Below are 14,531 nucleotides of genomic sequence, written 5' to 3'. Positions count from 1 at the left end.
GGATCCGTTCCTCGCTGGCAATTCGCCTTATCCGACCAGGCCGACGACGCGTTCCGTCGGCCCGGTGTAAGCGCTCGACGGCCGGATCAGGCTGTTGTCCGCCAGCTGTTCGGCGATGTGCGCCGTCCAGCCGGTGATCCGCGCGGCGACGAAGATCGGGGTGAACACCGGGGTGTCGAAACCGATCAGGTGATACGCCGGGCCCGCGGGGTAGTCCAGATTGGGATGCAGTCCTTTCGCCGCGTACATCGCGCGGGCCAGCGCTTCGTAGAGGTCGAGCAGATGACGGCCGTCGCGCAGTTCCGCGATCTCCTGCAGGGCACGGCGCATGGTCGGGACGCGCGAATCGCCCTTCTTGTAGACACGGTGCCCGAAGCCCATGATCTTGCGCTTCTCCGCCAACGCCGTGGCGAGCCAGGCCTCGGCGTCGCCCGCGGTGCCGATCTCCTCGAACGTCGTCATGACGGCTTCGTTCGCCCCGCCGTGCAACGGTCCCTTGAGCGCGCCGATCGCCGCCGTGACGGCGCTGTAGAGGTCCGACAGCGTGGAGGTGACGACTCGCGACGTGAACGTGGAGGCGTTGAAGCTGTGCTCGGCGTAGAGGACCAGCGACGTCTCGAAGGCCCGGACGATCACGGGTTCGGGAATCTCGCCGAGGGTCATGTACAGGAAGTTCTCCGCGTACCCGAGGTCGTCGCGCGGGGTGAGCGGGAGGAGGCCGTGCCTGCGGCGCTGGGTCAGCGCGACGACGGCGGGAAGCGCGGCGAACAGCCGGAGCGCCTTGGCCCGGTTGGCTTCCAGGCTGTTGTCGTCCTCATGCGGGTCATGCGCGCCCAGGATGCTCACCGCGGTACGCAGGGTGTCCATCGGATGCGCGGTCTCCGGCAACGACAGCAGGGTCAGCACGAGATCCCGCGGCAGGGCGCGGTGCGCCCGCTCGGCTTCGTTCTGGGCGGCGAGTTGCGCCGGTGTCGGCAGTTCGCCGTACCAGAGCAGGTACGCGACCTCCTCGAAACGACATTTCCCGGCCAGCTCCTGGACGGGGTAACCGCGATAAGTCAGGGAATTGGTGTCGGGATTGACCATCGACACCCCCGTGGTGTCGACGACGACCCCGGCGAGTCCTTTGTGGATACTGGACATGGTGCTCTCCTCAGAGGCGGAAGGTGAAGACGTTCTCGTCGAACGCGTTGTAGGACTCGTAATCGAGCAGGTCGTACAGGTCGCGCCGGTGCTGCATGCTGTCGAGCAGGCCCGCTTGCGTGCCCTGTCCGGCGATCGCGTCCAGTCCGGTCTCCGCGGCGCGCATGGCCAGCCGCAACAGGGTGACCGGGTAGATCACGACGTTCACGCCGAGGGATTCCAGCGTTTTCACGTCCAGGAGTTCGCTCTTCCCGAACTCGGTCATATTGGCGAGGATCGGGATGTCGACGGCGGCGCGCATCCGCGCGAAGTCGGCGGGATCCCGCATCGCCTCGGGGAAGATGAGGTCCGCTCCCGCTCCAGCGTAGGCCTTGGCGCGTTCGACGGCGTCGTCGATGCCGTGGACGGCGGCCGCGTCGGTCCGCGCGGCGATGACGAAGCCCGGATCGCGGCGCGCGGCGACGGCGGCGGTGATCCGCCGGACCGCGACGTCGCGTTCGACGACGTCCTTGCCGTCGAGATGTCCGCACCGCTTGGGATTCACCTGGTCCTCCAGATGCATTCCGGCGACGCCGGCGTCCTCCAGTACCTGCGCGGTGCGGGCGGCGTTCATCGGCTCGCCGAAGCCGGTGTCGGCGTCGACCAGCGCGGGCAGCCCGGTGACCCTGGCGATCTGTTGCGAACGCCCGGCGACCTCGGTGAGCGTGGTCAGGCCGATGTCCGGCAGGCCGAGATCCGCGGAAAGGACGGCGCCGGAGACGTAGACGCCCTCGAAGCCGCGGCGCTCGATCAGTTTCGCCGACAGCGGGTTGAACGCGCCGGGAAAGCGTTGCAGCGTCCCGGAATTCAGTCCGGCGCGGAACGCGGCCCGCTTCTGTGCGGCGGAGGGAGCGGCGTGCAGCATCAGAAGATCCCCTTGCTCGTCGGCGCGGCGTCGAGCCCGGCCGGGAGCGCGATCCCGGCGACCTCGGCCGCGTCCAGTTCCCCGAGCCGGGTGACCGTGTCGAGGAACCGGTCCTGATCGGCGGCGGTGATCACCCCGTCGGCCAGCGTACGGAACTTGGCGACGTACTGCGCTCGGGCGAACGGACGGGCCCCGGCCGGGTGAGCGTCGGCGACGGCGATCTCGTCGGACAGAACGGTGCCGTCCGAGAGGGTGATCTCGACACGTCCGCCGAACGCCGGTTCGGGCGCGTGATAGCGGCGAGTCCACTCGGGATCCTCGACGGTCGTGATCTTCTGCCACAGTTCGACGGTGTCGGGACGCGCGGCGCGATCCGGCGCGTAGGACTTCTCGTGGTGCCATTCCCCGTCCTGGAGCGCGACCGCGAAGATGTACGGGATCGAGTGGTCGAGCGTCTCACGGCTGGACCGCGGGTCGTACTTCTGCGGGTCGCCCGCACCGGAGCCGATCACGTGGTGCGTGTGGTGACTGGTGTGGATGACGATCTTCTCCACCTTGCCGGACTCGCCGATCCTCGGGCCGAGCCGTCGAGCGAGGTCGATCAGCGCCTGGCTCTGGTACTCGGCCGAGTGCTCCTTGGTGTACGTGTCCAAAATGGACCGCTTCGGCTCACCGGGAGCGGGCAGCGGAACGATGTACTCGGCGCGGGGACCGCTCAGCAGCCACGCGATGAAGCCGTCCTCGCCTTCGTAGACCGGGCTCGGCGCGCCCTCGCCACGCATCACCCGATCGACGGACTCGATCGCGGTCTTGCCTGCGAAGGCGGGCGCGTACGCCTTCCACGAGGAGATCTCGCCCTTGCGGGACTGGCGGGTCGTCGTCGTGGTGTGCAGCGCCTGCCCGATGGCCTGGTACACGGTCTCGGTTTCCAGGCCCAGCAGCGCGCCGAGGCCGCCCGCGACCGACGGGCCGAGATGGGCGATGTGGTCGATCTTGTGCTCGTGCAGGCAGATCCCGCGGACGAGGTCGACCTGGAGTTCGTAACCCGCCACGATCCCGCGCAGCAGGTCCGCGCCGCCGCGGCCGGTGTGCTGGGCGACGGCGAGGATCGGCGGGATGTTGTCCCCGGGGTGCGAGTAGTCCGCAGCGAGGAAGGTGTCGTGATAATCCAGTTCCCGTACCGCGACGCCGTTGGCCCAGGCCGCCCATTCCGGTGAATACCGGCCTTCGACACCGAAGACCCTCGCCCCCGGCCTGCCGGGGTGGGCCAGCGCCTGGTCCCGGGCGGAGACGACCGGACGCCGGGCCAGCGACGCCGCGGCCACCGCGGCGTTGTCGATCACGCGGTTGATCACCATGTCGGCGACCTCGGGGGTGACCGGGACGTCGTCGGTGGCGACTTCGGCGAGCTTCCATGCGAACTGGTCCTCACGGGGCAGCGACTCGGCGGAACGATGGGTACGGACGGTGTGATCGATCATGGGTCCCCTCGGTTGTGAACCTTGCGGTGCGCTGCCTCCGAGCGTGGCAGCTCCGGAAAACCGTTGCCAGTACTCGCCCCTGTGAAGGTTTGTGAAGGTTCGCGAGCGTCTTGTAAAAGTTGTTACAGTCGAGGTGTGGAGAAGATGTACGCGGGTGCCCGGCTGCGCCAGCTGCGCGAAGACCGGTCCATGACCCAGTCCGAGCTGGCCAGGCTGCTGGAGATCTCGCCGAGTTACGTCAACCAGCTCGAACACAACGGCAGGCCGCTGACCCTGCCGGTCCTGCTGAAGGTCACCGAGACCTTCGGCGTGGACACCGAGTTCTTCACCGCCCGCGACACCGCCCGGCTGATCGCCGACGTACGCGAGGTGTTCGACGACAACACCGTCGGCGGCGCGATCTCCGACGCCGACGTCGACGCGCTGACCACCACCTTGCCCGACGTGGCGCGGACGCTCGTCGCCCTGCACCGCCGCTATCGGGAAGCGGTGGAGAACGTCGCCACGCTGGTGACCGAGCAGGGCTTGGACCGCTCGACCGCGCAACAGCCGCACGAGGAGATCCGTGACTGGTTCTACCTGCGCCGCAACCACGTCGCCGAACTCGACGCCCCCGCCGAAAAGCTCGCCGCCGAACTACGCCTCCACCCGGGCGAGGTCCGGAATGGACTGACGGCGGGGCTGCTGGAGCGACACGGTGTCAAGGTCACCGCCGAAACCCTGGGCCCGGACAGGCATCACTTCGACACGAAGACGAGAACACTGCGTCTCTCCCCCGCGCTGCGTCCCGGGCAGGCCGCGTTCCGGCTCGCGTCGGAACTCGCGCTGCTGGAGGCAGGCGACGTGATCGGCAGGCTCGTCGACGGCGGGAAGTTCAGCGGGGACACCGCCCGGCGGCTCGCGCGGATCGGGCTGGCCAACTACTTCGCGGGTGCGCTCGTACTGCCGTACCGCGTGTTCCTCGGCGCGGCGGAGCGGTATCGCTACGACATCACGCGGCTGTCCGATCATTTCGGCGTCGGGTTCGAAAGCGTCTGCCATCGGCTGTCCACCTTGCAGCGTCCGGGCACCCGCGGCGTGCCGTTCTCGTTCGTCCGGGTCGATCGCGCGGGCAACATCTCGAAACGCCAGTCCGCCACCGGGTTCCACTTCTCCCGGGTCGGCGGCTCGTGTCCACTGTGGATCGTCTACGAGGCGTTCGGTTCACCGGGCCGGATCGTCACCCAGATCGCCGAACTCCCGGACGGCAAGAAGTACTTCTGGCTCGCCAGGACCGTGTCCCGGGCGGCGGGCGGGCACGGCGATCCGGCGAAGACGTTCGCGATCGGGCTCGGCTGCGAACTCCGGCACGCGGAACGACTCGTGTACTCCGACGGCCTCGCGCTCGGCACCGGCGCGGCCGTCACCCCGATCGGCATGGGCTGCAAGGTCTGCGAGCGGCCCGCGTGCCCGCAGCGCGCCTTCCCCGCGATCGGGAAGCCGATGCGGATCGACGAGCATTCGTCCAGCCTGCTGCCCTACCCGCCACTCGGCTGAGGCGTACGCCACACCATCGACATAGTCGGACTTCCTACTTTATGGTGTCCACAGGTCTGCGGTGCAGGGAAGCCGGTGCGAATCCGGCGCGGTCCCGCCACTGTGACCGGGGAGCGGCGCTCCCGCAGAGAAGGCCACTGGCGCGAGCCGGGAAGGCCGGAGCCGCCGCGGATCCGGGAGCCAGGATACCGGCCGCAGACGTCCGTGTTCGTCCACGAGGATGGAGCTGAACGCATGCGGATTCTTCCTGCCTGCGCGAAAGTCGCCGACCCGCCACCACCCCGGCGGTAAGTCGTCCGTACTCCCCTGCCCGGCCGCCGATCGCGGTCCCGGGCGGCTCCGTCCTGCGCACTTTCGGAAAGGGCATCCATGAGCACCGAACTCAGTCACTTCGTCGGCGGCAAGCCGGTACCGGGGACGTCCGGCCGGTTCGCCGACGTCTTCGACCCCAGCACCGGCGCGGTCCAGGCCCGCGTCCCGCTCGCGTCGGCCGCCGAGGTCGCCGGCGTGGTCGCCGACGCGGCGCAGGCCAAGCTCGACTGGGCGCGCTGGAACCCGCAGAAGCGGGCCCGCGTGCTGATGAAGTTCGTCGACCTCGTCCGGGCCGAAGAGGATTCGCTCGCCAGGCTGCTCGCGTCCGAGCACGGCAAGACCGTGCCCGACGCGCGCGGCGACATCCAGCGCGGGCTCGAAGTGGTCGAGTTCGCCATCGGCGTCCCGCATCTGCTCAAGGGCGAGTACAGCGACAGCGCGGGCACCGGCATCGACGTCTACTCGATGCGGCAGCCGCTCGGCGTGGTCGCCGGGATCACGCCGTTCAACTTCCCCGCGATGATCCCGCTCTGGAAGGCCGCCCCGGCGATCGCCTGCGGGAACGCCTTCGTGCTCAAGCCGTCCGAACGCGACCCGTCGGTCCCGCTGCGGCTGGCGGAACTGTTCCTCGAAGCCGGTCTGCCGCCGGGCGTGTTCAACGTGGTCAACGGCGACAAGGAAGCCGTGGACGCGCTGCTGACCGACCCGCGCGTCGAGGCGGTCGGCTTCGTCGGCTCGTCGTCGATCGCCGAGTACATCTACACGACCGCCGCCGCGCACGGGAAGCGCGCGCAGTGCTTCGGCGGCGCCAAGAACCACATGATCGTGATGCCGGACGCCGACCTCGACCAGGTCGTCGACGCGCTCATCGGCGCCGGATACGGCTCCGCGGGCGAACGGTGCATGGCGATCTCGGTCGCCGTCCCGGTCGGCGAGGCCACCGCCGACGCGCTGGCCGCCCGGCTGACCGAACGTGTCAAGACGTTGAAGGTCGGTGCCTCGCTCGACGAAACGGCCGACTTCGGGCCGCTGGTCACCGCCGAAGCCGTCCAGCGGGTCCGCGACTACATCGACGTCGGTGTCGCCGAAGGAGCGAAGCTGCTCGTCGACGGGCGCGGGACCACTGTGGACGGTCACGAGAACGGTTTCTTCCTCGGCGGCTGCCTGTTCGACCACGTCACCACCGACATGCGGATCTACCGCGAGGAGATCTTCGGCCCGGTGCTGTCGATCGTCCGCGCCGCCGATTACGAGGAGGCGCTGCGGCTGCCCAGCGAACACGAGTACGGCAACGGCGTCGCGATCTTCACCCGCGACGGTGACACCGCGCGCGACTTCACCTCGCGGGTGAACACCGGCATGGTCGGGGTCAACGTGCCCATCCCGGTCCCGATCGCGTACCACACCTTCGGCGGCTGGAAGCGCTCCGGTTTCGGCGATCTCAACCAGCACGGGCCGGACTCGATCCGCTTCTACACCAAGACCAAGACGGTCACCTCGCGCTGGCCTTCCGGTACCAAGGAAGGCGCCAGCTTCGTCATCCCGACGATGAGCTGAGGCCGCGATGAGACTGACCGACGAACAGCGCGCCCTGCGCGAGACAGCGGCGGAGTTCGCCGCGGAACACCTCGCGCCGCACGCGATCGAATGGGACCAGGCCAAGCACTTCCCGGTCGACGTCCTGCGCAAGGCGGCCCAGCTGGGCATGGGCGGCGTCTACCTGCCCGAAGACCTCGGAGGCTCCGCGCTCGGACGGCTCGACGGCGTCCTCGTCTTCGAGGCGCTCGCCACCGGATGCCCGTCGCTCGCCGCGTACCTCTCCATCCACAACATGGTCGCGACCATGATCGACAAATTCGGCGACGACGCCCAGCGGCACCGATACCTGCCCCGGATGTCCACCATGGACACCTTCGGCAGCTACTGCCTCACCGAGCCGGACGCGGGTTCCGACGCGGCCGCGCTCTCCACCCGCGCCCGCCGCGACGGGGACGAGTACGTGCTCGACGGGGTCAAGCAGTTCATCTCCGGCGCGGGCACCTCGGACGTCCACGTCGTGCTCGCCCGCACCGGCGGTCCCGGCGCCCGCGGCATCTCGGCGTTCATCGTCGAACGGGGCACACCCGGCGTTTCGTTCGGCCCCAACGAGATCAAGATGGGCTGGAACGCCCAGCCCACCCGGCAGGTGATCTTCGAAGGCGCCCGGGTGCCGGCGTCCGCCCTGCTCGGCGACGAGGGCGCAGGGTTCCGCGTCGCGATGTCCGCGCTGGACGGTGGCAGGCTGAACATCTCGGCCTGCTCCCTCGGCGGGGCGGAAGCCGCGCTCGGCATGGCCGTCCGGCATCTGTCGGAGCGTTCGGCCTTCGGGGAGAAGCTGTCCGAGAAGCAGGCGTTGCAGTTCCGGCTGGCGGACATGCGCACCGGCCTCGAAGCCGCCCGCACCCTGCTCTGGCGGGCCGCGGACGCGCTCGACCACGGCGAGGACACCGCGACCCAGCTTTCGGCGATGGCCAAACGTTTCTGCACCGACACGGGGTTCGAGGTGGCCAACCAGGCGCTGCAGCTGCACGGCGGCTACGGCTACCTCGCCGAATACGGGCTGGAGAAGATCGTCCGCGATCTGCGGGTGCATCAGATCCTCGAAGGGACCAATGAAATCATGCGCGTGATCATCTCGCGCCGGATGCTGCAGGAGGCTTCGTGAACGACGTCCAGTTCCTCGTCCACAGTGGAATCGGCCGGATCACGCTGAACCGGCCGCGAGCGTTGAACTCGCTGAACCACGACATGGTCCTCGCCATGCTCGGCCACCTCGAAGCGTGGCGCTCCGATCCGGCGGTCCGCGCCGTGCTGATCGACGGCGCCGGCGACCGCGGGCTCTGCGCGGGCGGCGACATCCGCGCCATCCACGAGGACGCTCGCACCGGCGGCACCGCCTCCCTGCGGTTCTGGGCCGACGAGTACCGCCTGAACGCACTGATCTCGCGCTACCCGAAGCCGTATCTCGCGCTCATGGACGGCCTCGTGATGGGCGGCGGGGTCGGCGTCTCCGCGCACGGCAGCCACCGGATCGTCACCGAACGCTCCCGCGTCGGCATGCCCGAGGTCGGCATCGGTTTCGTCCCCGACGTCGGCGGCACGTACCTGCTGTCCCGGACGCCGGGTGAACTCGGCACGCACATCGCGCTCACCGCCGGGTCCATCTCGGGCGCCGACGCGATCCACTGTGGACTCGCCGACCACTTCGTCTCCAGCGAGAAGATCCCGGATCTGCTCGACGCGCTCGCGTCCCGGACCCCGGACAGCGCGCTGGAGCTGATCGCCGAACCCGCGCCGCCGAGCTCGCTGGCGAAGGACGCCGAATGGATCGACCAGTGCTACGCGGCGGACACGGTCGAGGAGATCCTGGCCCGGCTCCACGCCGGTGGCGACGCGGCGGCCACCGCCGCCAAGGAGATCGAGGCCAAGTCGCCCACCTCGCTGAAGGTGACCTTGCGGGCGCTCCGCGGCGCGGCGGCCCTGCCCGATCTGGAAGCCGTGCTGGCACAGGAGTTCCGGATCTCGGCCCACGCGCTCTCCTCCGCCGAGTTCGTCGAGGGCATCCGGGCTCAGATCATCGACAAGGACCGCTCGCCGAAGTGGTCCCCCGCCACTCTGTCCGAAGTGGACGACGAGATCGTCGACGCCTACTTCGCCGATCTCGGCGACGCCGAGTGGGTGGCCCGATGACGATCGCCTTCCTCGGTCTGGGCAACATGGGCGGTCCGATGGCCGCCAACCTGGTCAAGTCCGGTGAGACCGTCCACGGCTACGACCCCGCTCCCGGCGCGCGTTCCGAGGGGGTGGCCAGGTTCGGCAGCGCGAGCGCGGCCGTCGCGGCGGCCGACGTCGTCGTCACGATGCTGCCCAGCGGCAAGCACGTCCTCGACTGCTACCGGGAGATCCTGCCGTCCGCGCGGCCCGGGACGCTGTTCGTCGACTGTTCCACCATCGACGTCGCCGATGCCCGTCAGGCGGCCGAACTGGTCACCGCGGCCGGTCATCGCGCCGTCGACGCCCCGGTGTCCGGCGGTGTGGTCGGCGCCGAAGCCGGGACGCTGACGTTCATGGTCGGCGGCGACTCGCAGGCGTTCGTCACCGCCGAGCCGTTCCTGGCCGTCATGGGCGCCAGGGCGATCCACTGCGGATCGGCAGGCGCCGGTCAGGCGGCGAAGATCTGCAACAACATGATCCTCGGCGTCTCGATGATCGCCGTCTCGGAGGCGTTCGCCCTCGGGGAGGAACTCGGCCTCACTCCTCAGGCGCTGTTCGACGTCGCCTCGACCGCGTCCGGGCAGTGCTGGGCGCTGACCACCAACTGCCCGGTGCCCGGCCCCGTCCCCACCAGCCCCGCCAACCGGGAGTACACCGGCGGGTTCGCCAGCGGCCTGATGCTGAAAGACCTGCGTCTGGCCGACGCCGCGGCCCGGGACAACAACGTCGCCACCCTGCTCGGCACGAGGGCCGCGGAACTCTACGCGGCGTTCGTCGAGCGGGACGGCCCCGGCCGGGACTTCTCGGCCATCGTCACCGCCGTCCGCGACGGCCTTCTCACCAAGGAAACCACCGCATGAGCGAGTACGAGACCATCACCGTCGAGCGCGCGGGCGATCGCGTCGCCCTGATCACGCTCAATCGGCCCAAGGCGCTCAACGCGCTGAACCTGCGGGTCATGCGCGAAGTCACCGCGGCGGCGACCGAACTCGGCCGGGATCCCGACGTCGGCGCGATCGTGCTCACCGGTTCCGCCAAGGCCTTCGCGGCGGGCGCGGACATCAAGGAGATGCGGCCGCAGTCGTTCAGCGACGTCTACGCGGCCGACTGGTTCGCGGGCTGGGACGCGCTTTCCCGCGTCCGGGTCCCGCTGATCGCCGCGGTCTCCGGGTACGCCCTCGGCGGCGGCTGCGAACTGGCCATGATGTGCGACGTCCTGATCGCGGCCGAGAACGCCAAGTTCGGCCAGCCGGAGATCACCCTCGGCGTCATTCCCGGTATGGGCGGCTCCCAGCGGCTGACCCGCGCGATCGGCAAGGCCAAGGCGATGGACCTGTGCCTCACCGGCCGTATGATCGACGCCGCCGAAGCCGAGCGGTCGGGGCTCGTCTCCCGGGTCGTGCCCACGGAAACCCTGCTCGACGACGCCCTGGCGGTCGCGGCGAAGATCGCGAGCATGTCGCGTCCCGCCGCGATGATGGTCAAGGAGGCCGTGAACCAGGCCTTCGAGTCCGGGCTGGCCGACGGGCTCCGGTTCGAACGGCGCCTGTTCCACGGCACCTTCGCGACCCAGGACCAGAAGGAAGGGATGGCCGCGTTCACCGAGAAGCGCGAGCCGAAGTTCCTTCACTCCTGACCGGTGAAGGACCGGTAGAGCGGCCGCAGCAGGGCGGTGACCGAGGTTCCGTCCACCGTGGCCTTGAGCGGCGGGACCTCGTCCAGCAGTCCCAGCGGGTCCCCGGCCGGCGGCCGTCGCGTGTTCGTGACGTCCCCGGCCGGGCCCCAGCCGAAGAAGTCGTCCATGACCTCGTCCAAGCCGGGAGTCCCGTCGTCCGCCGACGGGGCCGTCACCCGGGCGCCCGCCCGCCGTCCGATCTCTTCGAGCAGCGTCGCGCGATCACGCCCGCGGAGGGCGAAGATCGTGAACGGGTCCGCGTCCTCTTCGAGCGCGATCAGTCCCGCGACGAGGTGATCGCACGGGACGCGGGTGCCCGGACAGGTGCAGTCCAGCGACAGTTCCCAGCCCGCCTCGGGGAACAAGGGCACCTGCTCCGCGGCGAAGAAGCGTTCGACGCCGTCCGGGACCTGGCCGTCGAGCAGGGCCGTCGTCGTGGCCTCGTCCGCGACTACGGCGGCGATGACCGCCGTCCACACCTGTTTGCCGAAGGTGGGAAGCCCGACGCGGACGTCGTGGAACCGTTGCCGCGTCACGCGGACCCGGGCGACAGCGGCGCCGGGCCCGATCGCGAGGGTGTCGACCCGGCATGGCGGGACGAGTCCTTTATGGACGCCGAGATCGTCGAGCGCCGGGCGGAATCCTTCAGTCATCGGACGCCTCCCGTCCCAGCGAGAAGACCTCGCGCAGCGAGTCGGTGGACAGCTCGGTGAGCCAGTCCTCCCCGTCGGTGACGACGAGGTCGGCCAGCGCTTCCTTCTTCGTGATGACGGCGTCGATCCGTTCCTCGATCGTGCCGGGGCACACGAACTTCCGCACCTGGACGCTGTTCCGCTGGCCGATGCGGAAGGCGCGGTCGGTGGCCTGTTCCTCGACCGCCGGATTCCACCACCGGTCCAGATGCAGGACGTGGGTGGCCGCGGTGAGGGTCAGTCCCGCTCCCCCGGTCTTCAGCGACGCGAGCAGGATCGACGGCCCGTCGCCCGACTGGAAGTGCTCGACGATCGAATCGCGGCGCCGCTGCGACAATCCGCCGTGCAGGAAGGCGATCTTCACGTTCAGCCTGCTCGAAAGATGCGGCACGAGCAGGTGCCCGAACTCGGCGAACTGGGTGAAGCACAGCGCGCGGTCGCCCGAGTCCAGGATCTCCGCCAGGAGTTCTTCGAGCCGGTTGACCTTGCCGGAGCGGGCTCCGATCGGCGAACCGTCGTGCAGCAGATGCGCGGGGTGGTTGCAGATCTGCTTGAGCTTGGTGATCGCGGCGAGGATGTTGCCGCGTCGTTTGACCCCGGCGCTGTCGGCGATCTTGGTCATCATCTCGTCGACGGTCGCGCGGTAGAGCGTCACCTGCTCGCGGGTGAGGCGGTATTCCTGCAGGATCTCGATCTTCTCGGGCAGGTCGGCCAGCACGGCAGGATCGGTTTTGAGGCGCCGCAACAGGAACGGCCGGGTCAGGCGGCGCAGCTCGGTCGCCGAGGCGAGGTCGCCCCGTCGCTCGATGGGCACTTCGAACCGCTCGCGGAACTCTTGCCTGCCACCGAGGACGCCGGGGTTGAGCAGATCCGAAAGCGCCCACAGGTCGGCGAGCCGGTTCTCCACCGGCGTTCCGGTGAGCGCGACCCGATGACCGGCGGGGATCCGGCGCAAGGCCTGCGCCGGTCCGGTGTTCTGGTTCTTGACCGCCTGCGCCTCGTCGAGCACGAGCCGATGCCACCGGGTGCCCGCGAGCTCGTCCGCGTCACGCGCGGCGGTCGAGTAGGTGGTGACGACGAGATCCGCGCCCTCGACGCGCGCGTGACCACGATCGGCACCATGGTGGATGTGCACACGCAGCTCCGGCGCGAACCTGGCCGCTTCGCGCTGCCAGGTCCCGAGCAGCGACATCGGGCAGACGAGCAGCGTCGGCCCGATGCCGCCCTGTGCCCGCTCGGTCGCTTCGAGCGCGAGGAGCTGGACGGTCTTGCCGAGCCCCATGTCGTCGGCGAGGCAGGCGCCGAGCCCGATCGACGCCATGAACGAAAGCCAGGCGACACCACGGCTCTGGTACGGCCGCAGGGTCGCCAGGAACGTCGGCGGCGGTTCGACCGGCTCGATGGTGCGCTGGACCCGTCCGGCGAGGAAGTCGTCGATCCAGCCGTCGGTCGTGACCTCGGTGACCGGGAGCGGCGCTTCGAAGCCGCCGCGGAGCAAGGCCAGCAGGTCTGCCGGGGTGGGCAGTGGCGGCTTCTCGCGGTCCGGGTCGCGGCGCAGGTACTCGAGCCCGGCGCGCAGCAGCTCGGGGTCCACGCTCACCCACCGGCCGCGCAGCCGCACCAGCGACGACTTCGCGGCGGCGAGCCCGGCGAGTTCCTCGTCGGTCAGGGCGTCTTCCCCGACGGCGAGCGCCCAGCGGTAGGACGCGAGCTGGTGACGGCCCAGCCGGTGCACGGCGGCCTGGTCGACGGGCGCGCCGCGGACGGACAGCTTGAGCGCGAGTTTCCGCCTGCCACCCCAGCTCGCCGGGAGCTGGACGTCGAAACCGGCAGCGACCAGCTGTTCCGCGCCGCCGTCGAGGAACTCCACGGTCTCGGCGACGGTGAGGTCGTAGATGCCCGGCTTGTCGGCCTCGACCGCCGGGCCGAGCAGCGGCAGGACTCCGGCGGCCCGCTCCAGCTCGGCGGTGAACAGTCCTTCGGGGTCGGTGAACTTCGCGCCCGCCTTGCCGGACCAGACGTCCTCGGCCGGGAGCAGGAGGCTGGGATCGGCCGCGGAACGCAGGAGGAAACGCAGCTGCCACTTGGTCCCGTCGCCGGTCTGGTCGTCCGGGTCGTCGGCCGGTCCGTACAGCGTGGGGACCTCGTCGAGCCGCAGGCAGACCGTGCCCTCGGTCAGGTCGGTGTCGCCGACCTCGTCCCACGCCGCGATGCCTTCGGCGACGATCCCCATGCGTCCCGGCGCCTGGCTGATCCGGTCGTCGGCGCTCTTCAGCGCGTGGAGCCAAGACCCGAACGGCCCTTCGCGCCCGTCGCTCTCGGTCGCGTGACCGGCGGCGGCCAGGCGCTCGCGCACGGCGGCGTCGACCAGCGTGCGAAGCGCGTCGGTCACCAGCGCCGCCGGGTCCGGTCCGCGGTGTTCGGCCCGGCCGACCGGCGGGGTGGCCGCGATCAGCGACCGGAGGCGGACCGCGTCGCCGCCCCGGGCCACCGGCCGCCAGCGGGCCCGCGCGACGATCTCGTTCCGCACGAGCGTGGGGAGCACCCGGCCGCGGCGCACCAGGTCGTCCGCCAGCCGGACGACGGCGCGGAGGTGGCGGACGGACGTGCCGTAGCTGACGGTGTCGGCCAGATCCCCCAGCTCCGAGGGGTCGATCAGGAGCGCAGGCACCGACCAGGGTTCCAGCGTGAGTTCCTGCTGCGGACGGCCGCGTGAGCCCAGTTCGGGTGAAGCGACCGGGCCACCGCGCCGCGACGGCAGCATCAGGACGGCCGACGCCGGTTTGCCGGGGTGCAGCGCCGTCAGGTCGGCGACCGACGCGGCGAACGGATGCGGCCGGGCCGCGCTCGACGGCCGCATCGACGTCGTCGCCGGGCGGTCGCCGTGTTCACCCCACAGCACGATCCCGCGGCCCGGGGACCACAGACCGTGCACGACGAGTGGCGACATGATCCCCCTTCCGGTCCGATCCCTCCAGCATGCCCGGAGCCGATCAGCGTCCGGTCAGCGAGGGTCACACCATCGTGTAGCTAGG

11 protein-coding genes and 1 riboswitch are annotated in these 14,531 nt (G+C 70.1%); of the genes, 6 read left to right on the top strand and 5 right to left on the bottom strand.

Translation table 11 applies throughout. The features are described from left to right. Window positions 1-27: 27 nt before the first annotated feature. From AB0N89_RS03250 to AB0N89_RS03240, 3 genes are read right to left on the bottom strand one after another with little or no spacing between them, the layout of a single operon-like run. Window positions 28-1,143, bottom strand: coding sequence for a bifunctional 2-methylcitrate synthase/citrate synthase (locus AB0N89_RS03250; protein WP_364199655.1), 1,116 nt, complete (start codon window positions 1,141-1,143; stop codon window positions 28-30). A gap of 10 nt (window positions 1,144-1,153) precedes the next feature. Continuing rightward, a complete protein-coding gene (prpB, locus tag AB0N89_RS03245) occupies window positions 1,154-2,047 on the bottom strand; it encodes a methylisocitrate lyase (RefSeq protein ID WP_364199653.1) in 894 nt (297 codons plus the stop codon). Further along, window positions 2,047-3,528 (bottom strand): MmgE/PrpD family protein, encoded by a 1,482-nt coding sequence (locus AB0N89_RS03240; RefSeq protein ID WP_364199651.1) that lies wholly within the window; start codon window positions 3,526-3,528, stop codon window positions 2,047-2,049. Before AB0N89_RS03240 ends, prpB begins: the two co-directional genes overlap by 1 nt. A gap of 135 nt (window positions 3,529-3,663) precedes the next feature. Here AB0N89_RS03240 and AB0N89_RS03235 point away from each other — a divergent pair, with 135 nt between their 5' ends. From AB0N89_RS03235 to AB0N89_RS03210, 6 genes are all read left to right on the top strand, one after another. After that, a complete protein-coding gene (locus AB0N89_RS03235; RefSeq protein ID WP_364199649.1) occupies window positions 3,664-5,064 on the top strand; it encodes a short-chain fatty acyl-CoA regulator family protein in 1,401 nt (466 codons plus the stop codon). 25 nt (window positions 5,065-5,089) lie between these two features. Continuing rightward, window positions 5,090-5,276: riboswitch (cobalamin riboswitch) on the top strand. Between the two features lie 157 nt (window positions 5,277-5,433). Beyond that, the gene (locus tag AB0N89_RS03230; RefSeq protein WP_364199647.1) at window positions 5,434-6,933 is read left to right on the top strand and encodes a CoA-acylating methylmalonate-semialdehyde dehydrogenase; all 1,500 of its coding nucleotides are present in this window, start codon (window positions 5,434-5,436) and stop codon (window positions 6,931-6,933) included. A gap of 7 nt (window positions 6,934-6,940) precedes the next feature. After that, window positions 6,941-8,080 (top strand): acyl-CoA dehydrogenase family protein, encoded by a 1,140-nt coding sequence (locus tag AB0N89_RS03225; protein ID WP_364199645.1) that lies wholly within the window; start codon window positions 6,941-6,943, stop codon window positions 8,078-8,080. Continuing rightward, the gene (locus AB0N89_RS03220) at window positions 8,077-9,105 is read left to right on the top strand and encodes an enoyl-CoA hydratase/isomerase family protein (protein WP_364199643.1); all 1,029 of its coding nucleotides are present in this window, start codon (window positions 8,077-8,079) and stop codon (window positions 9,103-9,105) included. The genes AB0N89_RS03225 and AB0N89_RS03220 overlap by 4 nt, the downstream gene beginning before the upstream one ends. After that, window positions 9,102-9,989 carry a 3-hydroxyisobutyrate dehydrogenase gene (gene mmsB, locus AB0N89_RS03215; protein WP_364199641.1) on the top strand — a complete coding sequence of 296 codons (888 nt, stop codon included), beginning with the start codon at window positions 9,102-9,104 and terminating at the stop codon, window positions 9,987-9,989. The genes AB0N89_RS03220 and mmsB overlap by 4 nt, the downstream gene beginning before the upstream one ends. Continuing rightward, entirely contained in the window at window positions 9,986-10,765 is a 780-nt protein-coding gene (locus tag AB0N89_RS03210; RefSeq protein WP_364199639.1) for an enoyl-CoA hydratase, read from the top strand. The genes mmsB and AB0N89_RS03210 overlap by 4 nt, the downstream gene beginning before the upstream one ends. Here AB0N89_RS03210 and AB0N89_RS03205 read toward each other — a convergent pair. Continuing rightward, entirely contained in the window at window positions 10,756-11,457 is a 702-nt protein-coding gene (locus AB0N89_RS03205) for a hypothetical protein (RefSeq protein WP_364199637.1), read from the bottom strand. The genes AB0N89_RS03210 and AB0N89_RS03205 overlap by 10 nt on opposite strands. Further along, complete coding sequence (locus AB0N89_RS03200) at window positions 11,450-14,446, bottom strand: DEAD/DEAH box helicase (protein WP_364199635.1); 2,997 nt, start codon at window positions 14,444-14,446, stop codon at window positions 11,450-11,452. The genes AB0N89_RS03205 and AB0N89_RS03200 overlap by 8 nt, the downstream gene beginning before the upstream one ends. Between the last annotated feature and the right edge of the window lie 85 nt (window positions 14,447-14,531).

This window comes from Amycolatopsis sp. NPDC089917, from assembly GCF_040684635.1.
Taxonomy (GTDB): Bacteria; Actinomycetota; Actinomycetes; order Mycobacteriales; family Pseudonocardiaceae; genus Amycolatopsis.
Note: the sequence above shows the minus strand (reverse complement) of the source record. Positions and strands in the feature narration are given on the sequence as shown.